The following is a 20,674-nucleotide window of genomic DNA, read 5'->3' as shown; positions in this document are numbered from 1 at the left end:
ACCGCGGACGAAGGGTGAGAACGTGACGGTGCTGGACGGCATCCTGGCAGGTGTTCGCGAGGACCTGGCGGAACGGGAGAGCGCGGTCGGGCTGACCGAGCTGAAGGCGCGCGTGGCGGACGCGCCGCCCGCTCTGGACCCGTTGCCCGCGTTCCGGTCGGCGGACGTGTCGATCATCGCCGAGGTGAAGCGCAGGAGCCCCAGCAAGGGCGACCTCGCCGTGATCGCGGATCCGGCGGCCCTGGCCGCGGACTACTCGGCGGGCGGTGCGGCGGCCATCAGCGTCCTGACCGAGCGGCGCCGGTTCGGCGGCTCGCTGGACGACCTGGCGGCCGTGCGGGCGGAAGTGGCCGTTCCGGTGCTGCGCAAGGACTTCATCGTCACGCCGTACCAGCTGTGGGAGGCGCGGGCGTGGGGCGCCGACCTCGCTCTGCTGATGGTCGTCTCGCTGCCGGGCGGCCTGCTCGAGGACCTGCACGGCCTGGCCCTCGAGCTCGGGCTCACCCCGCTGGTCGAGGTGCACACCGAGGACGAGCTGGCCAGGGCGGCCGAGCTGGGCGCCGAGGTCATCGGTGTGAACGCCCGCGACCTGACCACGCTGGACGTCGACCGCGCGGTCTTCCAGAAGCTGTCGCCGCACATCCCGGACGGAGTCGTGCGGGTCGCGGAGTCCGGTGTGACCGGACCCGAGGACGTCGCCGAGTACCACGGGTGGGGCGCGGACGTCGTGCTCGTCGGTGAGGCACTCGTCCGCTCCGGCGACCCGCGGTCCTCGGTGCGCGAGTTCATCCGGCAGGCGCGGAGGTAGGCCCCTCCGGCGACCGCGTCACGGCGCCAGGCCGCGCTCGCGCAGCCATTCCAGCTGCGCGACCGAGTTGGAGCCGTGCCCGCCGCCGTGGTCGGCGAACGGCCACACGGTCATGGTCCGGTCCTCGCCGCCGTAGTGGTTGAACGCGGCGTACACAGTGGACGGCGGGCAGATCGGGTCCATCAGCCCGACGCTGAACAACGCCGGTGCGGTCGCCCGCCGCGCGAAGTGGACACCGTCGAAATAGGACAGTGTGGAGAAGGCGGGCTCCACGCCGTGCCGGCTGTGCCAGCGCAGGTACTCCGCGATCTCCTGGTACGGGCCTTCGCCGCACATCTCCGCCGCCCGCCGGAAGTGGCACAGGAACGGCACGTCCGGCAGCGCGGCGGCGACGCGGGTCAGCCCCGCCACGGCGATCGTCAGGCCACCGCCCTGGCTGCCGCCAGCGACGATGACCCGGTCCGGGTCGAGGCCGGGCAGTTCGGCGACCGCGTCCACCGCACGGACGCAGTCGGTCATGAGACGCCGGTAGTAGTAGTCGGCGGGGGAGCTGATGCCGCGGGTCATGAAGCCCTTGGCCCACTGGGTGCCGCCGCCCGCGTCCCGGTCCGGTGTGTCGTGGCCCTGGCCGCGGCTGTCGACGACGAGCTGCGCGTACCCGGCGGCCGAGAAGAAGAGGTGGTCGGTGGGCAGGCCGCGACCGCCGCTGTAACCGATGAACGTGACGACGACGGGCAGCGGTTCCTCCGCGCCGCGCGGCCGCAGCAGCCAGGCCGCCACCGGTTCGCCGTTCCAGCCGGGGAAGCGGACGTCGTCCACCTCGACCGTGCGCAGCAGGTGGCGGTCGGTGACGCGGTCCGCCTTGACCGCACCGCCGGCGGCGCGCGCCTCGGCGAGGGTGCGGTCCCAGAAGGCGTCGAAGTCCGGTGGCGCCGGCAGGTCCGGGCGGTAGGTGACGAGCTCGTCGAGGCTGGCGTCCGTCAACGGCATCGAAGCTCCTTCTGAAGGGATGTCGGTTGTGGATGAAGGGAACCTTCCTCCACTTCAGGTGCAGGAAGGTTCCCTTCATCGACCTCAGGGGCCTCAGGTCGAGGTGGTGGCCCGTCTCCCGCCAGGAACGGGCCACCGGTCTCAGCCGGTCGCGGAGAAGCGGAAACCCGTGAGCCGGAACGTGCCGTGCAGGACCACCCGCAGGTCGTGGACCCCTGCCGCCGGCACCGCGAGCTCGGCGGAGGCGGTGGTCCACTCGTAACGGCCGCCGGTGGCCGGCACCGGGATCTCCGCCAGCAGACCCTCGTCCGTCCAGAACTCCAGCCGCTCGCCCGGATCGCCGTTGTCCGAGGCGATCTCGGCCTCGACCCGCACGGCACCGGACAGGTCGGCGGACCGGAACAACAGCGTCGCGGACGCGGACCCCGGTTCGGCCGGGGTGACGGCGTCACCGGTGGTGCGGGTGGCGTCGACGATGGTCGCGGCCGAGTAGTCGTCGAAGTCGACGGCCAGGACGCGGTGGCCGACGAGGGCGCGCGGTGACGGCGCCGGGCCGACCACCGTGAGCGGCGCGGTGAGCACGACGTTCTCCGCGGACCGCGCGACGAGCACCTCGTAGTGGCCGGGATCGACGGTGAACGCGCCGGTCGCCACGTCCCAGTGGGAGAGCGCGTCGGCAGGCAGCCGGAAGGTCAGCACCCGGCTCGCCCCGGCGGCGAGCCCGACCTTGCGGAAGTCGGCCAGCCGCAGGCGCGGGGCCTCGTAGCGGGCGTCGAGCGCGCGGACGTAGAGCTGGACCACCTCGCTGCCCGGACGCAGGCCCGTGTTCGTCAGCGTCACCGAGACGTCCACCGAGGCGTCCTGCGTGACGGTGGCGGAGGAGAGGACCAGGTCGCGGTGGGCGAAGCCGGTGTACGACAGGCCGTGGCCGAACGGGTACAGCGGTGGCGTGCGGTGGTACTGGTAGGTCCACCCCGCCTTGATGACGTCGTAGTCGAGCGGGTCCGGCAGCTCGTCATCGGCGCGGTACCAGGTCTGCGGCAGCCGCCCGGACGGCTCGGCCTGGCCGAGCAGCACGGCGGCCAGCGCGCGGCCTGTCTCCTGCCCGCCGTGGGAGGTCCACACCACGGCGGGCAGGTGCTCGTCCGCCCAGTCGAGGGCGTAGGGGTAGCTGCTCATCACGACCAGCGCGGTCTCGCGGCGCACTCCGGCGACCGCGCGCAGCAGGGAGTCCTGGGAGGGCGGCAACGCGATGCCCTTGCGGTCCTCGGTCTCGCGGCCGTGGATGAGCGGGTGGTTGCCCAGGACGACCACGGCGACGTCCGAGGACACGGCGGCGGCCAGCGCCTCCGCGGTGCCGTCGCGCAGCAGTTCGTGCTCCCAGCGCTCGGCGGCGTCGGGGGTCTCGGCGGTGACGCTCACCCGGCCGTCGACGGGATCGACGACGGCGTACCGGCCGGTGAGGACGTTCTGGAACAACACCGAGTCGTCCACCGGCACCAGGCGGAACGTCTCGGCGACGTCCCAGCTCTTGATCTGCTCCTGGTCGGCGGCGAGTGAGCCGTCGTCGCGCTTGAGGCTCAGGTATCGCCCGTTCTCGACGGACCGGAAGGTCAGCACCCCGTCGCCCCAGTCGACGACGTCGAACACGGTCTTGCCGAGCAGTTCGCCGCTGGTCCGCGAGCGCAGGGCCACCCGGTCGGCGCCGTCCGCGACGACCACCTCGCCGTCGTGGTCGCCGAGCACCGCCTCGAGACCGTCGGCGACCGTGACCTGGTACGGCAGCGTGCCGCTGTACCAGTCCTCGCACAACGTGTCGGCGAGCGGGCCGATGACCGCGATCCGGCGCGCGCGGGTCGCGTCGAGCGGCAGCAGGCCCGTGTTGCGCAGCAGCACCACCGACTCGGTCGCTGCCTGCAGCGCGAGGGCGCGGTGCTCGGCGCAGTCGATGACCTCGGGACCGATGCCCGCGTACGGGTCGAGGTCCGGGTCGAACTCGCCGAGGCGGAAGCGGATCTCCAGCTGGCGCCGCACCGCGCGGTTCACGTCGGCCTCGTCGATCAGGCCGCGGTCCAGCGCCTCGCGGAGCCTGCCGAACGGCGTCGCGCTGTCCTCACCGTGGTCGGTGAAGCTGTCGATGCCCGCCTTGAGCGCGGCGGCGTGGGACTCGGCGTGGTCGTCGAAGTAGTGCTCCGGATCGACCAGGTTGGACGGCGCTTCGGCGTCGCTGACCACGAACAGTTCGTGCCCGGTCGGCTCGGCCCAGCGGCGCAGCTCCGTCTCGATGAGCGGAGTCACGTGGCACGGACGGCCGTTGACCAGGTTGTAGGCGGCCATGGCGCCGGTGGCGGCACCGGAGGCCACCACAGGACGGAAGGCCGCGAGGTCGTACTCCTGCAACACGCGCGGGCGCAGCGCAGAGGAGGTGACGCAGCGGTCGTCCTCGTTGTTGTAGGCCAGGAAGTGCTTGAGCACGGGGGCCGTGCGCAGGAACCGGTGGTGGTCGCCGGTCAGTCCCCGGCAGAACGCCACGCCGATGCGTGCGGTGTGCACCGGGTCCTCGGAGTAGCCCTCCTCGTTGCGGCCCCAGCGAGGGTCGCGCAGCAGGTTCAGCACCGGCGCCCACGCCTGGAGACTGTTGGGGCCCCGGCCCGTGCCGATCATGGTCGGGCGGTGGTAGTGGAACGCCCGCTGCTCGACCGAGGTGGCCTCGGCGACCCGGCGCACCAGCTCCTCGTCCCACGTGGCACCCAGCCCCACGGCCTGGGGGAAGACGGTGGCCAGGCCCAGCCAGGCGACACCGTGCAACGACTCGCTTCCAGTGCGGAACGCGGCGATGCCGAGACGCGGCACGGCGGGCGAGTACTGGTGCAGCATCGCGATCCGCTCGTCGAGCGTGAGCCGCCCGAGCAGGTCGTCGATGCGCTTGCGCGTCGACAGCGCGGAGTCGTGGAAAGGCAGCCTCTCGGCGGCGGACACGGACTCGGTAACCACGTGGAAACCCCTCGGATCGGAGCTAGCAGCGAAGCGTTTCGACGGTGACACGCCTGGGTTTCTGCTGTCAACGGGCTTGTCTGATGCGACCTGGGTCACTACTCTGCGCCGCAACTGTTTAAGCGCTTCGACACTTCGACGATGAAGGATCGGGTTCCGCCATGGGCAACGAGTTGAACCGCAGAAGCTTCCTGAACGCCGCCGTCTCGGCCGCCGGGCTCGTCGCGATGGGGCCACTGCTCTCCGCCTGTGGCGGTAGCGGAGCACAGCGCGCAGGCGTGAACTCCGACGCCGGCCTGAAGGCCGTGCTGCCGACCTACGTGCCGAACCCGTTGATCAAGCCGGACATTGCCTCCATCGCGGGTGGCCCCGACGTGATGACGGATCCCGGCTTCCTCAGCTACCCGTCCAACCGGATCGCCACCGTCTCCGGCATCCCCGGCAAGGGCGGCAAGTACTCGGCGGTCACGCCGTTGTGGGGAACGATCCCGCCGGCCGACAGCAGCTTCTACCAGGCCATGAACAAGGCACTGGGCGCCCAGTTCGAGATGAAGCCCGCGGACGGCAACAACTACAACACGATCGTCCCGACGATGACCGCGGCGAAGAAGCTGCCCGACTGGATCAACCTGCCGGGCTGGTGGAGCTCCAACTTCAACACCGGCGGCCTGGTCGGCAACCAGCTCGCCGACCTCACGCCCTACCTGTCCGGCGACAACATCAAGAAGTACCCCAACCTCGCCGCCCTGCCCACCGCCGCGTGGCGGGCCGGTGCCTGGGGCGACAAGCTGTACGGCATCCCGGCGTTCTCGACCGGTTTCAAGGTCGCAGGGGCCATCTTCTACCGCCGTGACGTGCTCGAGGCGAAGGGCATCACCGCCGACCAGGTGAAGTCCGCCGAGGACCTGATGAACCTCGGCAAGGAGCTGACCGACGCCAGGGCGGGCGTGTGGGCCTTCGACGACGTGTACCGCTACACGTACACGGCCTTCGGCGCACCGCTGAAGTGGAAGGTGGACAACGGGAAGCTGGTCCATCTGTACGAGACGCAGGAGTTCCTGGACGCGGCCGACTGGAGCCGCAAGCTCGCGGTGGCGGGTTACGTGCATCCCGACGCGCTCGCGGGTGACAACGCGGGCGGCAGCACCCGGTTCTACGGCGGCAAGACGCTGATCTCGGCTACCGGCACCGGCGTGTGGAACCTCTCCGACTACCAGTCCGGTCAGGCCGCGAACCCGAACTACCGGCGCGGCGCGTTCAACTTCTTCTCCGCCGACGGCAAGAGCGCCCCTCGCGTCGACACGGGCTCGGCCACCGACATCGTCAGCTACCTCAACATCAACCTGAAGCCCGAGCAGATCGAGGAATGCCTCGCGATCGCGAACTACCTGGCCGCGCCGTTCGGGTCGGCCGAGTACACGATGGTCAACTTCGGTGTCGAGGGCACTCACTTCACCATGCAGGGCGGCGTGCCGACGCCCACCGACGCGGGCAAGAAGGAGGTCCAGGCGCAGACGTACCCGTTCCTCGCCGCCCCCGCCGCGGTGATCAGCACCCAGTCCGCGCCGAACGTCACCAAGGACATCACCTCCTGGCAGGCCGCCAACGTGAAGGCCCTCTCCAAGCCGGTCTTCTGGGGCATGAACATCAGCATGCCGCAGGCCCAGGCCACGGCCGACGCCGCGCAGCCCGTCGAGGACACGCTCAAGGACGTCATCCACGGCAAGAAGTCGATCGAGGACCTGAAGAACGCCGCCACGACCTGGAAGTCCAGCGGCGGCGGTGACCGGCTGATCCAGTGGATGAACGACAACGTCCTGCAGAAGTACGGCACGGGCCAGTGACCACGCTGCGATCGGGCCGCACGGGACGACCGGCGAGGCTGAACTGGCGGATCAGGCTGCGCCGGGACCGGTCGCTGATCCTGATGACGCTGCCCGCCGTCGTGCTGCTGCTGGCGTTCAACTACGCGCCGCTGTTCGGGCTCGTCACGGCGTTCCAGGAGTACGACCCGCTGGCCGGGGTCTGGAACAGCCCGTGGGCCGGGCTCTACCAGTTCGAGCGGCTGATGAGCGACCCGCTGTTCTGGGGAGCGGTGCGCAACACGCTGTACCTGAGCTTCGTGCAGCTGATCCTGTTCTTCCCGGTGCCGATCGCGCTGGCGTTGCTGCTCAACTCCGTGCTGTCCCAACGGGTGCGCAACTTCATCCAGTCCGTCGTGTACTTGCCGCACTTCTTCTCGTGGGTGCTGGCCATCACGATCTTCCAGCAGATGCTCGGCGGTGCCGGGGCGGTCAACCACTTCCTGCGCAACAACGACATCGGCACGTGGGACGTCATGACCAACCCTGACACCTTCGCGCTGCTGGTCACCTCCCAGGTGATCTGGAAGGAAGCCGGCTGGGGGATCATCGTGTTCCTGGCCGCGCTCGCCGCCATCAACACCGATCTCTACGAGGCGGCCGCGGCGGACGGCGCCGGCCGGTGGCGGCGGCTGTGGCACATCACGCTGCCAGGGCTGCGCGCGGTGATCGTGCTGATGCTGGTGCTGCGCCTGGGCAACGCGCTGACGGTCGGGTTCGAGCAGTTCCTGATCCAGCGCAACGCCGTGGGCCACGACACGGCCGAGGTGCTGGACACCTTCTCGTTCTACTACGGCATCGCCACCAACGACTACAGCTACGGCGCGGCGGCGGGTCTGTTCAAGAGCGTCATCTCGTTGTTGCTCATCTGGGGTGCGAACAAGCTGGCGCACGCCTTCGGTGAAGACGGGTTGTACCGAAAATGACACTCGCGATCGAACGCACCAGTACGGGCGTGGACTCGAAAACCTCCGTGCCGCAGGCGGTTCGCCGCAAGCGGCGGACCGAGCGCCCGTCCTGGGAGGAACCACCGACCCTCGCCGGCGAGGCCGCGAAGGGCGTCACCCTCGGCGGTGTGCTGCTGGTCATGCTGGTGCCGCTGTGGATCATCCTGGTGACGAGCCTCTCCACCCAGGCCGCCATCAACCGGGCCGGCGGCCTCGTGATCTGGCCGGACGGCCTGACCTTCGAGGCCTACCGGGTGATGCTCTCGGACTCGACCGTGCGCAGCGCGCTGATCGTGAGCTTCGGCATCACGGCCGTCGGCACGCTGCTCTCGATGGCGGTCTCGGTCACGTGCGCCTACGGGTTGTCCAGGCGGGGGTCGCTCGGACACCGCTTCCTGCTGACGCTGATGATCATCACGATGTTCGTCAACGGCGGTCTGATCCCGACGTTCCTGGTCGTCACCGGGCTCGGCGGCTACGGCCAGTGGTGGTCGCTGATCCTGCCGAGCGCGGTGTCGGTGTTCAACATCCTGATCCTGCGCCAGTTCTACTCGACCACGTCGGTGGACCTGATCGAGGCGGCGCGGATCGACGGCGCGGGGGACTGGCGAATCCTGTGGTCCATCGTGCTGCCCACCTCGCGGGCCGTGACCGCGGTGATGGCGCTCTTCTACGGCGTCGGCTACTGGAACTCGTTCTTCAACGTCATGTTGTACATGCCGACGGACAGCGAGAAGTGGCCGCTGCAGTACGTCCTGCTCACCTACGTCAACCGGGGCAACGGAATGCCGGGCTCGGTCAACTCCGGGTTCGGTGACCAGTTCTCCCAGACGGCGCCGCTGGCGCTGCAGATGGCCGTGGTGGTGCTGACGCTCGTGCCGTTGCTCATCGTTTATCCGTTCGTGCAGAAGCACTTCCGCACGGGTGTCCTGACCGGCGCGATCAAGGGTTGATCTCATGGTGACGATTGCCGATGTGGCCAGGCACGCGGGCGTGTCGTCCAGCACGGTGAGCTACGTGTTGAGCGGCAAGCGCGCGATCTCCGAGGAGACTCGGAACCGGGTGCAGATTTCGGTGCGGGAGCTCGGTTACCACCCCAACGCCGGTGCACGGGCTCTGGCCGCCCGGCGGTCGCACATCGTCGCGCTGATGGTGCCGCTGCGCACGGACGTCTACGTCCCGGTCATGATGGAGATCGCGATCTCGGTGACCATGGCGGCCCGTCAGCACGGCTACGACGTGCTGCTGATCACCAACGACGAGGGACCGGACGGGGTGAAGCGGATCGCTGCCAGCGGCCTTGCCGACGGCGTGATCCTGATGGACGTCGAGATGGACGACGAGCGCATCCCGGTGTTACAGGCCCAACGCACCGAGGCCGCGCTCATCGGCCTGCCGCAGGACACCAGCGGACTGTCCTGTGTGGACCACGACTTCGCCGCCGCCGGCGCCCTGTGCGCGGACCACCTGGCCGATCTCGGGCACCGCGAGATCGCTTTCATCGGCTACGGATCCGGTGTCTACCACCGGCACGCCGGCTACGCCGAGCGCACGCTCACCGGTTTCCGCGAGCGGGCCGAGCAGCGCGGCCTGCGCTTCCTGCACCGCTCCTGCGAAGGCACCTACGAGAGCACCGCGGGGACGCTCGCCCGGATCCTCGCGGACCGCCCTGACACCACGGGTTTCGTGGTGCAGAACGAGGGCGCGGTCGGCCCGCTGCTGACGCTGCTGCGCACCAGCGGGCGGACCGTGCCCGAGGACGTCTCGGTGATCGCGCTGTGCCAGGACCAGCTCGCCGAGCAGTTCGCGCCCAGGCTCACCGCGGTGACCGGGTCGGCGCAGGAGCTCGGCCGGGTCGCCGTCGAGCAGATCATGCGCAGGCTCACCGCGGCCGCCGCCGGTGACCGGCCGGTGGACGACCGGGTCCTGCTCACACCGGTGCTGACCATCCGGGACAGCACCGGACCCGCGCCGCGTCAGCAGTCCTGACCTTCTCCGCACTCCCCAGGAACACGAGGAGTTCCCGCATGCCTGCACACTTCCGAGACCTCGGCACCGCCCTCGAATGGCGGGCCAAGGGCGAGACCCTGCGCGTCGAGGCGTGGGGCCCTGATGCCGTCCGCGTCAGGGCCACCCCCGGCGGGCCGCTGCTCGAGGACCTGCCGGGAGCGCTGCTCGGCACGCCGCCCGCCGGTGCCGAGGCGGAGATCAAGATCGGTGAGCACCACGCGACGCTGGTCAACGGCAGGATCACCGTCCGGGTCGACGCCGACACCGAAGGAAAGCTCACCCCCGAGCTCGGCGCGTCCGCGGGCAGGCTCACGTTCCTGCGCACCAAGGACGGCACCGAGCTGCTCGCCGAGCAGTCCGCCCACTTCTGGTGGCCGGGCCCGCGCCTCGCCACCGCGACGGGCAACGGCTACCACCGGCTCGAGCAGCGTTTCCAGGCCTATCAGGGAGAACGGTTCTACGGCCTCGGCCAGCACACCCACGGCCTGCTGGACCAGAAGGGCGCTGTCATCGACCTGGTGCAGCGCAACGCCGAGGTGACCATCCCGCTGCTGGTCTCCGACCGCGGCTACGGCCTGCTGTGGAACTCGCCCGCCGTCGGCCGGGTGGAACTGGCCGAGACCGGCACGCGCTGGGTGGCCGACAGCGCCCGCCAGATCGACTACTGGATCACCGCCGGTCAGCCGGCCGACGTGCTGGGCAGGTACGCGGACGCGACCGGGCACGCGCCGGAACTTCCCGAGTGGGCCTCGGGTTTCTGGCAGTGCAAGCTGCGCTACCGCACCCAGGACGAGCTGATGGAGGTCGCGCGCGAGTACAAACGGCGCGGGCTGCCGTTGTCCGTGATCGTCTGCGACTTCTTCCACTGGACGCATCTCGGCGAGTGGAAGTTCGACCCCGCCGAGTGGCCGGACCCCGCGGCCATGGTGCGTGAGCTGGACGAGATGGGCGTCAAGCTGATGGTCTCCGTCTGGCCGTCGGTGAGCCCGGCGAGCGAGAACTACCACCCGATGCTGGACCAGGGTTTCTTCATCGGTACCGAGTTCGGGCCGATGGCGCACGCGGACTGGCCGGACAAGGGCCTCGGCGCGTACTCCGCCCAGGTCGCCTTCTACGACGCCACGAACCCTGAAGCCCGCGACTTCGTGTGGGAGCGCATCCGGCGCGGGTACCACGATCTCGGCATCAAGGTCTTCTGGCTGGACGCCGGTGAGCCCGAGCTCAAGCCGGGGCACCAGTACAACCTGCGCTACCACGCCGGTCCGGGCCTGGAGGTCGGCAACCTGTATCCCCGCGAGAACGCCCGCACCGTCCATGATGGACTTCGCGCGGCGGGCGAGACCGAGATCATCTCGCTCAACCGCTCGACCTGGGCGGGTGCGCAACGGTACGGCGCCGCGCTGTGGTCCGGCGACATCGCCACGGACTTCGCCTCGCTGCGCACCCAGATCAAAGCTGGGCTCAACGTGATGATGTCCGGAATCCCTTGGTGGACAACGGACATCGGCGGCTTCCACGGCGGCGACCCGGACGACCCCGCCTACCGCGAGGTCCTCGTGCGCTGGTTCCAGTACGGCACTTTCTGCCCGTTGTTCCGCCTGCACGGTTTCCGCGGCGACGAGCAGGTGCTGGAGCCCGCGATGACCGGACTGGCCAACGAGGTCTGGTCGTACGGCGAGGAGGCCTACGAGATCCTCGCCGACCACCTCCGGCTGCGGGAACGCCTGCGCCCGTACGTGATGGAGCAGATGCGCACGACGTCGGAGACCGGGGTGCCGCCGATGCGCCCGGTGTTCCTGGAGTTCCCCGGCGACCCGGTGGCGTGGCAGGTCGAGGACGCGTTCCTGCTCGGCCCCGATCTGCTGGTGGCTCCGATCACCGAGGCCGGTGTGCGTGAGCGTGACGTCTACCTGCCCGCGGGTGCGCGCTGGACCGACGCGTGGACGGGCGAGGAGTTCGAGGGTGGCTGGACGGTGTCCGTCGCGGCCCCGATCGAGCGCATCCCCTTGTTCCTGCGTGACGGCGCCAGTCTGCCCGTGCGGGAGGAACCATGATCACGGAACGACTCGGCGGGCTGGCGTTCGGTGGTGACTACAACCCCGAGCAGTGGGACGAACAGGTGTGGAAGGAGGACGACGAGCTGATGCGCCAGGCCGGGGTCAACCTGGCCACGGTCGGCGTCTTCTCCTGGGCGTTGCTGGAACCGGAGGAAGGTCGTTACGACTTCGCCTGGCTCGACGCGCACCTGGATCGCCTGCACGCCAACGGCGTTCACGTCGATCTGGCCACGCCGACCGCCTCGCCGCCGCCGTGGTTCACGCTCGCTCACCCGGACGCCATGCCCGTCACCCCGGACGGCACCAGGCTGGTGCACGGCAGCCGCGACACCTACTGCATCAGCGCCCCCGCCTACCGCGCCGCGGCCCGGCGCATCGCCGCCGCGCTCGCGGAACGCTACGGCGACCACCCGGCGCTGGCGTTGTGGCACGTGCACAACGAGTACGTGACGCTGTGCTGGTGCGATCACACCGCGGCCGCGTTCCGGGTGTGGCTGCGGGCGAAGTACGGCTCGCTGGACGCCCTCAACGATTCGTGGGGGACGGCGTTCTGGAGCCAGCGGTACGGCAGCTGGGAACAGATCCTGCCGCCGCGCGCCACCCAGTGGCACCGCAACCCCGGCCTCACGGTGGACTTCAGCCGGTTCTTCTCCGACGAGGTGATCGCCGCCTACGCCGAGCAGCGGGACGCGATCCGCGCGCACAGCGACCGCCCGGTGACGACCAACATGATGCTGCCCGGCTACCAGAACATCGACCTGTGGGCGCTCGGGCGCGAGGTCGACCTGGTCGCCATCGACTTCTACCCGTCCGCACCTGGCCTGGACGCGGCCGCGGAGGCCGCGTTCACCGCCGACCGCGCGCGCTCGTTCGCGGGCGGACGGCCGTGGCTGCTGATGGAACAGGGCACCAGCACCGTCTACGACCGGGGCCGGACGCTCGCCAAGGAACCGGGCGAGATCATGCGTCACTCGCTCGGCCACATCGCGCGCGGTTCCGAGGGCGCGCTGTTCTTCCAGTGGCGCCAGTCGAAAGCCGGTGCCGAGCAGTGGCACTCGGCGATGGTCCCGCACGCCGGGCCGGACAGCCGCGTCTTCGCCGAGGTGACGGCGACGGGCGAGGCCGTGTCCCGCCTGGCCGAGCTCGCCGGGTCGACGGTCACGGCTCACGTGGCCGTACTGCACGACTCCGACGCGTGGTGGGCGCTGAACTCCGATGGCCTGCCATCGTCCGATTTGGACTATCACGCCGCACTGCGTGATGCCCACCGTGCGCTGTGGGACGCCGGCGTGGTCGCGGACTTCGCGCACCCGGAAACGGAACTGAGCCGCTACCGGTTCGTCGTCGCCCCGGCGTTGTACCTGCTGTCCGACGCGGGCGCGGAGAACCTGCGCCGGTACGTCGCCGACGGCGGCACCTTGCTGGTTCAGCACTTCAGCGGCGTTGTCGACGAGCGGCTGCACGCCAGGCTCGGCGGTTATCCGGCCGCGCCCTTGCGCGAGGCGCTCGGCATCCGGGTCACGGAGTACCGGCCGTTGCGGCACGACGAGCGGATCACGCTCTCGGACGGTTCGCACGGCACGGTGTGGAGCGAGATCTTGCAGACGCGGGGTGCCGAGACGGTCGTCGCCTACACCCACGGCTCACTGGCGGGTTCCGCCGCGCTCACCCGGTACGGCTACGGCAGGGGAGAGGGCTGGTACCTGTCGACGCGTTTCGACGACGCGGACTACGCCGCACTGATCGCCCGGCTGCTGGACTCCGCCGGCGTCGGCCCGGTGCTGCCGGGTCTGCCGCCGGGGGTCGAAGCGGTTGCGCGCGAAGGGTCGGACGGCCGCCGCTGGCACGTCGTGCTCAATCATCGTCCGGAATCCGTGTCCCTGCCGGAAACCGCCCACGACCTGATCACGGGCGGACCGGTCGGGGAACTGCCACCGGGTGGATGCGCTGTGCTGCGGGGAGGAACGCCGTGATCCACTGGGGTCACGACGAGTTGTCGTGGGACTTCGACCTCGTCGAGGGGCGCCTGCGCCGGTCCGGCACCTCGCTGCCGCTGGTGGAGGTGACGGCCGCGAACCACGGCCGCATCTGGTCCAGCAACCGCCTGATCGACACCGCCATCGGCGAGCGGCTGCGGTACCGCGGCCACCGCACACCGTCCGAAAAGGACTGGCAGGTGCTCGTCGTCGAGCTGCACGACGAGGAGTCCGGCCTGGCCGTCGAAGTGACCTACCGTTCGCCTGACGGCATTCCCGTGGTGCGCGGCCAGGTCGTCGTGCGCAACGAGGGAAGTGCTCCGGTGCGTCTGGAGTCGGTCACGTCGCTGGTCGCGGGCGGTCTCGCGGCACCGGAGGACGCCGACGTGCTGTGGGCGGAGAACGACTGGCTGGCGGAATGCCGGTGGCGCCGCGAACCGATGCGCCTGAAGACGCCCGAACGTGGTGGACGGCATCGCGACATCCGCCACAAGGGTGCGATGTCCCTTGCAGGACAGGGAGTCTGGTCCAGCTGCGGTCATCTGCCGATGGGCGGGCTGACCGACCGCACGACGGGCACGACGTGGCTGTGGCAGATCGAGCACAACGGCGGTGGCTGGCGCTGGGAGTGCGGGGAGCACGACAGCGCCGGTTACCTGGCGCTGTGCGGGCCGGAGGAGCACGACCACGGCTGGAGCCGGGTGCTGGCGCCCGGCGAGGAGTTCCGCACCGTGCCGGTCTCCCTGGCGTACAGCGCGGACGGCGGACCGGACGGCGCGTTCGCCGCGTTGACCCGCTACCGCCGCGTGACCCGCCGGCCGCACCCCGACCACGAGGGCCTGCCGGTCATCTTCAACGACTACATGAACTGCCTGATGGGCGATCCCACCACGGCCGAGCTGCTGCCGTTGGTCGACGCCGCGGCCGAGGCGGGCGCGGAGTACTTCGTCATCGACGCGGGCTGGTACGCCGAGGTTGGCGAGAGCTGGTGGGACAGCGTCGGTGCGTGGCAACCGTCCCGCACCCGGTTCCCCGGTGGCCTCGAGGAGGTCCTGGCGCACATCCGGGAACGCGGGATGGTTCCGGGACTGTGGCTGGAGCCCGAGGTCATCGGCGTCAACAGCCCGCTGGCGGACACCCTGCCGCAGGAGGCGTTCTTCCGCAGGGACGGCGTGCGGGTCGCCGACTGCGCCCGCTACCACCTCGACCTGCGGCACCCGGCCGCTCGTGCCCACCTGGACGAGGTGGTCGACCGCCTGGTCGGCGAGTACGGCGTCGGTTACCTGAAGCTCGACCACAACATCAACCCCGGTTCCGGCACCAGCTCACGTGACGGCGAGGTGCCCGCCGACGGCCTCCTGGGGCACAACCGGGCTCAGCTCGACTGGCTCGACGGCGTCCTGGACCGCCATCCGCAGCTGGTGCTGGAGAACTGCGCCTCCGGTGGCATGCGCATCGACCACGCGCTGCTGTCGCGGACGCAGCTGCAGTCCACCAGCGACCAGCAGAACCTGGACCGCTACGCGCCCATCGCGGCGTCCGCACCCGCCGCGATCACGCCGGAGCAGAGCGCGGTCTGGGCCTATCCGCAGGCGGAGGACTCGCTCGACGAGGTCGCCTTCACCATGGCCAGTGCTCTGCTCGGCCGCATCCACCTGTCCGGCAAGCTCGCGGACCTCTCGCCGGAGGCGAGTGCGCTCGTCCGCGAGGCGGTGGCCGTGTACAAGGCGATCCGCGCCGACCTGCCGCACGCGGTGCCGTCCTGGCCGCTCGGCCTGCCAGGCTGGGACGACCCGTGGCTGGCCGTTGCGCTGAGCACTTCGTCGACGACCTACCTCACCGTCTGGCGCCGTTCCGGTGACGAGGACACCGCGACGCTGCCGATGCCGCATCTGTCCGATGTGGACGTCGAGGTGCTCTACCCGGCCACCAGCCGGGCATCCGCGCGGTGGAACTCCACCGACCTCGTGGTGACGCTGCCCGCGGCGCCGTCCGCCGTGCTGTACCGGCTCACGACCAGAGGAGTGGACGGGTGACTCCCGTGATTCCCGGCATGCATCCCGATCCGAGCGTGTGCCGGGTCGGCGACGACTACTACCTGGTGTGCTCCAGTTTCGAGTACTTCCCCGGCATCCCGGTCTTCCACAGCCGGGACCTGGTGAACTGGACGCAGCTCGGCAACGCGCTGGATCGCACGAGCCAGCTGCTGCTGACCGCCGAGACCCCGTCGTCGGCCGGGATCTACGCGCCGACGTTGCGCCATCACGACGGCAGGTTCTGGCTGATCGTGACGAGCGTGAGCCACGGCGGTGGCAACATGGTGTTCACCGCCACCGACCCGGCGGGTCCGTGGTCCGACCCGATCCCGTTGCCGGACGTCGGCGGCATCGACCCGGATCTGGCCTGGGACGACGAGGGCAACTGCTGGTGCACGGTCGCCGGGGTGTCGCAGTACCGGATCGACCTGGCCACCGGTGAGACCCTGGGCGAGCCGGCCCGGCTCTGGTCCGGCACGCCCGGCGCCAAAGCCCCGGAAGCGCCGCACCTGTACCGGATCGGCGAGTACTGGTACCTGATGATCGCCGAGGGCGGTACCGAACGGGGCCACGGTGTCTCGATCGCGCGCGGCCCGGCGCCGGACGGCCCGTTCGAACCCTGTCCCGCCAACCCGATCCTGTCGCACCGCAGCACCGACGAGCCGGTCCAGAACACCGGTCACGCGGATCTGGTGCAGGGGCCGGACGGGGCGTGGTGGATGGTGCTGCTCGGCGTGCGGCCGGGTGGCGGGACTCCCGGCTGGCACGTGCTCGGCCGGGAGACGTTCCTGGCACCGGTGAGCTGGGTCGACGGGTGGCCCGTCGTCGGTGAGCTCCGGTCCGGTCCCGTTGCCGCGGTGTCCGAGCGGGACGACTTCGACGGCAGCGAGCTGCGGCCGTGCTGGATCTCCGTCCGCGACCGCTCCTCGCGGCACTGCACCACGGAGGAACGGTCCGGCTGGCTGACCCTGCACGCACGCGGGTCCGGTGTGGACGATCCCGCCGTCGTGTTCGCCGGTCGGCGTCAGCAGCACCTCTCGTGCCGGGCCCGCACGTTGCTCGATCCCGCGGAGGGAAGCGGTGGCCTGGCGGTCCGGTTCGACGAGGAACACCACTACGAGATCGAAGTGGCGTCCGGAGAGGCGCGGGTGCTCGCCCGCATCGGTCCACTGCGGACGGTGGTGGCCTCCCGGTCGATAGCCGCCGGACCGGTGGTCCTGGGTGTCCAGGTGGACCAGGCGCGGGAGCTGCGCGACGCGCGTTCCGGGCCGGACACGATCTCCTTCGGCATCGAGGAGTCCGACGGCACGTTCACCGTGCTCGCGACCCTCGACGGCCGGTACCTCTCGACCGAGGTGGCCGGCGGCTTCACCGGACGGGTCATCGGCGTCTACGCCGCGACAGGAACCGTCCACTTCGACTGGTTCGACTACGTCGCTTGAGATTGCGGGGCGCTTCATGTTCACCTCAACCGGAATGAGAGTCCTGGCCGCGGTCACGACCCTGGCCGCGAGCCTCACCATCGCGCCGGCGCAGGCCGGCGCGGCCGATGCCGGATGCCGTGTCACGTACGCGGTGACCGGCCAGTGGGAGGGCGACTTCAAGGCCGACGTCGCCGTCACGAACCTCGGCGCCGCCGTCGACGGGTGGAAGCTGACCTGGCAGTGGCCGTCCGGCCAGCAAGCGGGCAACGCCTGGAACGCGAAGATCACCGAGTCCGACGACCAGGTGACCGCCACCGGCTCCGGCCACAACGCGAAGATCGCGTCCAACGGCACGGTGAAGTTCGGCTTCATGGGCACCTGGGGAGCCGCCAACACGGCGCCGCTGGCGTTCTCGCTCAACGGCGTGACCTGTGTGCACGGCGGGAAGCAGCTCAGCGCGATGGACGCCACCGCGGCGATGCAGCCGGGGTGGAACCTCGGCAACACGCTCGACGCGACCGGCTCCGACGAGACGTCGTGGGGCAACCCGCGCGTCACGGAGGCGTTGCTGGACACCGTGCGGGCGCAGGGCTTCAAGAGCATCCGCATCCCGGTCACGTGGGGCCAGCACCAGGGTCCGGCACCGGATTACACGATCGAGGCCGACTACCTCGCCCGCGTCAAGGAGGTCGTGCGCTGGGCGTTGTCCCGCGACCTCTACGTGATGATCAACGTGCATCACGACTCGTGGCAGTGGATGTCGAAGATGCCTGCCGAGCACGACCGCGTGCTCGACCAGTTCACCAGCATCTGGAAGCAGCTGACGCCCGCCTTCACCGAGTTCGGGCCCAAGCTGACGTTCGAGAGCTGGAACGAGCCGCAGTTCGCCGGCAGCACGGGCAAGGCCCAGGAGATCGCGCTCAACGCCGAGCTGAACGCCTCGTTCCACGACATCGTGCGCGGGTCGGGCGGCAACAACGCCACCCGGCTGCTCGTCTTGCCGACCCTGCACACCTCGTCGGAGCAGGAGCTGATCGACCCCCTGGTCGAGCAGATCCAGGGCCTGCACGACCCCAACCTGATCGCGACCGTGCACTCCTACGGCTACTGGCCGTTCAGCGCGAACGTCGCGGGTGGCATCCGCTACGACGCCACCGCCCAGAAGTCCGACACCGACTCGTTCGACCGCGTGTACAACAGCTTCGTCGCGCGGGGCATCCCGGTGATCCTCGGCGAGTACGGCCTGCTCGGGTTCGACCGGCACACCGGCACGATCGAGCAGGGCGAGAAGCTGAAGTTCTTCGAGTACGTCGGCAACTACGCCCGTGCCAAGAAGATCACCACCATGTTGTGGGACAACGGCCAGCACCTCGACCGCACCACGTTCCAGTGGAAGGATCCCGAGCTCTTCGCGCAGATCAGGTCGAGCTGGACGACCCGGTCCGCCACCGCCTCCACGGATCAGGTGTTCACCGCGAAGCCGAGCCAGATCACCGCCCGGACGATCAGGCTGAACCTCAACGGCACGTCGTTCTCCGGGCTGTACAACGGGAACATCGCCCTGACCCGTGGCCGTGACTACACGCTCGACGGCGACCAGCTCACCCTGACCGCGTCGGCGCTGACCAGGCTGAGCGGCTCGCGGACCTACGGCGTCAACGCGGTGCTGACGGCCCGCTTCGCCAAGGGCGTGCCGTGGCGGTTCTACGTCATCACCTACGACGTGCCGGTGATGTCCAACGCCACCGGCACGACCGGCAAGTTCGAGTTTCCGACGGACTACCGCGGCGACCAGCTCGCCACGATGGAGGCCAAGTACGACGACGGCACCGCTCCCGGGCCGAACGACTGGACGCCGTTCAAGGAGTTCGACACGGTGTTCGCGCCCAACTACACCGACCGCCTCACCGTGCTGAAGCCCGAGTTCCTCGCCGGGCTCAAGGACAACCAGCGGGTGACGCTCACGTTCCACTACTGGAGCGGTACCAAGGTCACCTACTACGTGACCAGGTCGGGTAGCGCGGTCACCGGCACGACCGCCTGACTACGTGAGCGAGAAAGTCACGGTCGAGCCGTCCCGCTCGGACGACGAGAGGGTGAAGTCCCAGATCGTCAGGGAGTTCCTGCGCATTGCGACGTGCACCGTCTGGCCCGTCTTCCACCACCAGTTCGCGAAGAGCCGGCAGCCGTTTCCGGAGATGGTGGTGAGCGGCGTGGAGACTCTGGCGTCGTGCTGGTTGAGTCCGGTGATCTCGGCCGTCCCCGTCTGCGGGGAGTTGTTGCAGATCTGCAGCTGCACGGAAGGTGACGAGGCGTGGGCGGGGGCCGTCAGGCCCAGTCCGGCCGCGACGACGGCCGCGGCCACCAGTGCGTTGCGCGTAACAGGAAGCATGGTTCTTCTCATCTCTCGTCGGGCCTCTTCCGCCGAAAGGTAAATCCACAGTGGACCACTCGGGCATTTTTCCGATCGGCGCGCAACACGTTCCGCGAAAGGCCGATACGGCGTTCGACGACGGTCGTCGAACGCCGTCGAACTCCTCCAGCGTGTTCCCCGGAACCTCACATCTCCGTTACGGTCCGGACTCGGGAACGTTTCCAGGCCGTACTGCCGCCTCGTCCACAGAGGACGGTCGTCGACTTCTCCCGCCCGCGCACGGCCATTCGAGGAGGAACCGGGTGCACAGGTCAAAGACGGCGGCAGTGGCCGCCATCGCCGTCGCGCTGACGACGGCAGCCACGATCAGCGGAGCCCTTCCGGCAGCGGCGGCCGCCGGGTGCAAGGTCGACTACCAGGTGACCAACGAGTGGCAGGGCGGGTTCATCGCCTCGGTGAACGTCACCAATCTCGGTGATGCGGTCACGAGCTGGCGGCTGACCTGGTCGTTCGGTGGTGGTGGCCAGACGGTCGGCCAGATCTGGAACGGAACCGTGCGCCAGTCCGGCGCCCAGGTCACCGTCGACAACGCCGGCTACAACGGTTCGCTCGGCACGGGGTCGAGTGCCGGGCTCGGCTTCGTCGCGAACGGTCCGACGACCCCCGTGCCGACCGACTTCGCGCTCAACGGGACGGCGTGCACGGGTTCGGTACCGGCGCCGGACGTCCTCGCCCAGGCGCACACGGCGGGGCGGGTCACGAAGCAGGCCCAGTACTCCTGGCCCGGCGTCTACTTCGAGGGCCGGTTCCGCGGCACCGGGGTCGGCGTCTCGCTCAACGACTCGGTGAACGAATACGACGTGCAGGTCGACGGCGCGACCGTGGCGACGCTGTTGAAGCCGGGCCGCACCACCTACTGGGTGAACAACCTGAGCAACGCCGACCACGCTGTCCGGCTGGTCAAGCGCACCGAGAGCCCCTGGGCCGCAGGGGAGTTCGGCGGGTTCGTCGCCGCGAGCGGCGGCACGGTCCTCGCGAAGCCCGCCGCGCGCAGCCGGCAGATCGAGTTCATCGGCGACTCGCTGACGGCGGGTTACGGCAACCTGTCGACCACGCGTGACTGCTCCACCAACGGCGGCGTCGACCGCAACACCAACACCGACATCAGTTTCGGTGCACTGACGTCCCGTGCGTTG

General features: G+C 69.8%; 14 protein-coding genes. 11 read left to right on the top strand and 3 right to left on the bottom strand.

Annotated features, from left to right (window positions below; all coding sequences use genetic code 11):
• The first annotated feature begins 22 nt into the window (after positions 1 to 22).
• A complete protein-coding gene (trpC, locus tag UK23_RS23940) occupies positions 23 to 808 on the top strand; it encodes an indole-3-glycerol phosphate synthase TrpC (RefSeq protein ID WP_045313854.1) in 786 nt (261 codons plus the stop codon).
• A gap of 18 nt (positions 809 to 826) precedes the next feature.
• Here trpC and UK23_RS23935 read toward each other — a convergent pair whose 3' ends face one another.
• Positions 827 to 1,798, bottom strand: a complete 972-nt coding sequence (locus UK23_RS23935) for an acetylxylan esterase (protein WP_045313853.1) — start codon at positions 1,796 to 1,798, stop codon at positions 827 to 829.
• 141 nt (positions 1,799 to 1,939) lie between these two features.
• A complete protein-coding gene (locus tag UK23_RS23930; protein WP_196777849.1) occupies positions 1,940 to 4,792 on the bottom strand; it encodes a glycoside hydrolase family 3 protein in 2,853 nt (950 codons plus the stop codon).
• 161 nt (positions 4,793 to 4,953) lie between these two features.
• Here UK23_RS23930 and UK23_RS23925 point away from each other — a divergent pair, with 161 nt between their 5' ends.
• Genes UK23_RS23925 through UK23_RS23885 form a run of 9 tightly spaced genes read left to right on the top strand, consistent with a single transcriptional unit; the run spans position 4,954 to position 19,148 of the window.
• Positions 4,954 to 6,636: an ABC transporter substrate-binding protein gene (locus tag UK23_RS23925; protein WP_045313851.1), complete on the top strand. Its 1,683-nt coding sequence runs from the start codon at positions 4,954 to 4,956 to the stop codon at positions 6,634 to 6,636.
• Positions 6,633 to 7,580 (top strand): ABC transporter permease, encoded by a 948-nt coding sequence (locus tag UK23_RS23920; RefSeq protein WP_045313850.1) that lies wholly within the window; start codon positions 6,633 to 6,635, stop codon positions 7,578 to 7,580. The genes UK23_RS23925 and UK23_RS23920 overlap by 4 nt, the downstream gene beginning before the upstream one ends.
• Positions 7,581 to 7,609: 29 nt before the next feature.
• Positions 7,610 to 8,554 (top strand): carbohydrate ABC transporter permease, encoded by a 945-nt coding sequence (locus UK23_RS23915; protein ID WP_231114643.1) that lies wholly within the window; start codon positions 7,610 to 7,612, stop codon positions 8,552 to 8,554.
• Positions 8,555 to 8,558: 4 nt separating this feature from the next.
• A complete protein-coding gene (locus tag UK23_RS23910; RefSeq protein WP_045313848.1) occupies positions 8,559 to 9,590 on the top strand; it encodes a LacI family DNA-binding transcriptional regulator in 1,032 nt (343 codons plus the stop codon).
• Positions 9,591 to 9,628: 38 nt separating this feature from the next.
• Positions 9,629 to 11,665, top strand: coding sequence for a TIM-barrel domain-containing protein (locus UK23_RS23905; protein ID WP_045313847.1), 2,037 nt, complete (start codon positions 9,629 to 9,631; stop codon positions 11,663 to 11,665).
• Complete coding sequence (locus tag UK23_RS23900) at positions 11,662 to 13,641, top strand: beta-galactosidase (protein WP_045313846.1); 1,980 nt, start codon at positions 11,662 to 11,664, stop codon at positions 13,639 to 13,641. The genes UK23_RS23905 and UK23_RS23900 overlap by 4 nt, the downstream gene beginning before the upstream one ends.
• Positions 13,638 to 15,680: an alpha-galactosidase gene (locus tag UK23_RS23895; RefSeq protein WP_196777848.1), complete on the top strand. Its 2,043-nt coding sequence runs from the start codon at positions 13,638 to 13,640 to the stop codon at positions 15,678 to 15,680. The genes UK23_RS23900 and UK23_RS23895 overlap by 4 nt, the downstream gene beginning before the upstream one ends.
• A complete protein-coding gene (locus UK23_RS23890) occupies positions 15,677 to 17,122 on the top strand; it encodes a glycoside hydrolase family 43 protein (protein ID WP_231114642.1) in 1,446 nt (481 codons plus the stop codon). The genes UK23_RS23895 and UK23_RS23890 overlap by 4 nt, the downstream gene beginning before the upstream one ends.
• A 34-nt stretch (positions 17,123 to 17,156) precedes the next feature.
• Positions 17,157 to 19,148 carry a cellulase family glycosylhydrolase gene (locus UK23_RS23885; protein ID WP_196777847.1) on the top strand — a complete coding sequence of 664 codons (1,992 nt, stop codon included), beginning with the start codon at positions 17,157 to 17,159 and terminating at the stop codon, positions 19,146 to 19,148.
• Here the strand turns inward: UK23_RS23885 and UK23_RS23880 are convergent, their stop codons facing one another.
• Positions 19,149 to 19,496, bottom strand: a complete 348-nt coding sequence (locus UK23_RS23880; protein ID WP_156213342.1) for a hypothetical protein — start codon at positions 19,494 to 19,496, stop codon at positions 19,149 to 19,151.
• A gap of 284 nt (positions 19,497 to 19,780) precedes the next feature.
• On the opposite strand from UK23_RS23880, the gene UK23_RS50540 reads away from it, so the two are divergent.
• On the top strand, positions 19,781 to 20,674 hold an 894-nt coding region (locus UK23_RS50540), incomplete at its 3' end, for a cellulose binding domain-containing protein (RefSeq protein ID WP_045313866.1).

The sequence above is a fragment of the Lentzea aerocolonigenes genome, assembly GCF_000955955.1.
Classification (GTDB): domain Bacteria; phylum Actinomycetota; class Actinomycetes; order Mycobacteriales; family Pseudonocardiaceae; genus Lentzea; species Lentzea aerocolonigenes_A.
Note: the sequence above shows the minus strand (reverse complement) of the source record. Positions and strands in the feature narration are given on the sequence as shown.

Excerpts from the sequence above, each read along its gene's own strand:
- UK23_RS23880 (WP_156213342.1), bottom strand. The coding sequence starts at position 19,496 with ATGCTTCCTGTTACGCGCAACGCACTGGTGGCCGCGGCCGTCGTCGCG.
- UK23_RS23910 (WP_045313848.1), top strand. The coding sequence starts at position 8,559 with ATGGTGACGATTGCCGATGTGGCCAGGCACGCGGGCGTGTCGTCCAGC.
- UK23_RS23925 (WP_045313851.1), top strand. The coding sequence starts at position 4,954 with ATGGGCAACGAGTTGAACCGCAGAAGCTTCCTGAACGCCGCCGTCTCG.
- UK23_RS23885 (WP_196777847.1), top strand. The coding sequence starts at position 17,157 with ATGAGAGTCCTGGCCGCGGTCACGACCCTGGCCGCGAGCCTCACCATC.
- UK23_RS23905 (WP_045313847.1), top strand. The coding sequence starts at position 9,629 with ATGCCTGCACACTTCCGAGACCTCGGCACCGCCCTCGAATGGCGGGCC.
- UK23_RS23935 (WP_045313853.1), bottom strand. The coding sequence starts at position 1,798 with ATGCCGTTGACGGACGCCAGCCTCGACGAGCTCGTCACCTACCGCCCG.
- UK23_RS23900 (WP_045313846.1), top strand. The coding sequence starts at position 11,662 with ATGATCACGGAACGACTCGGCGGGCTGGCGTTCGGTGGTGACTACAAC.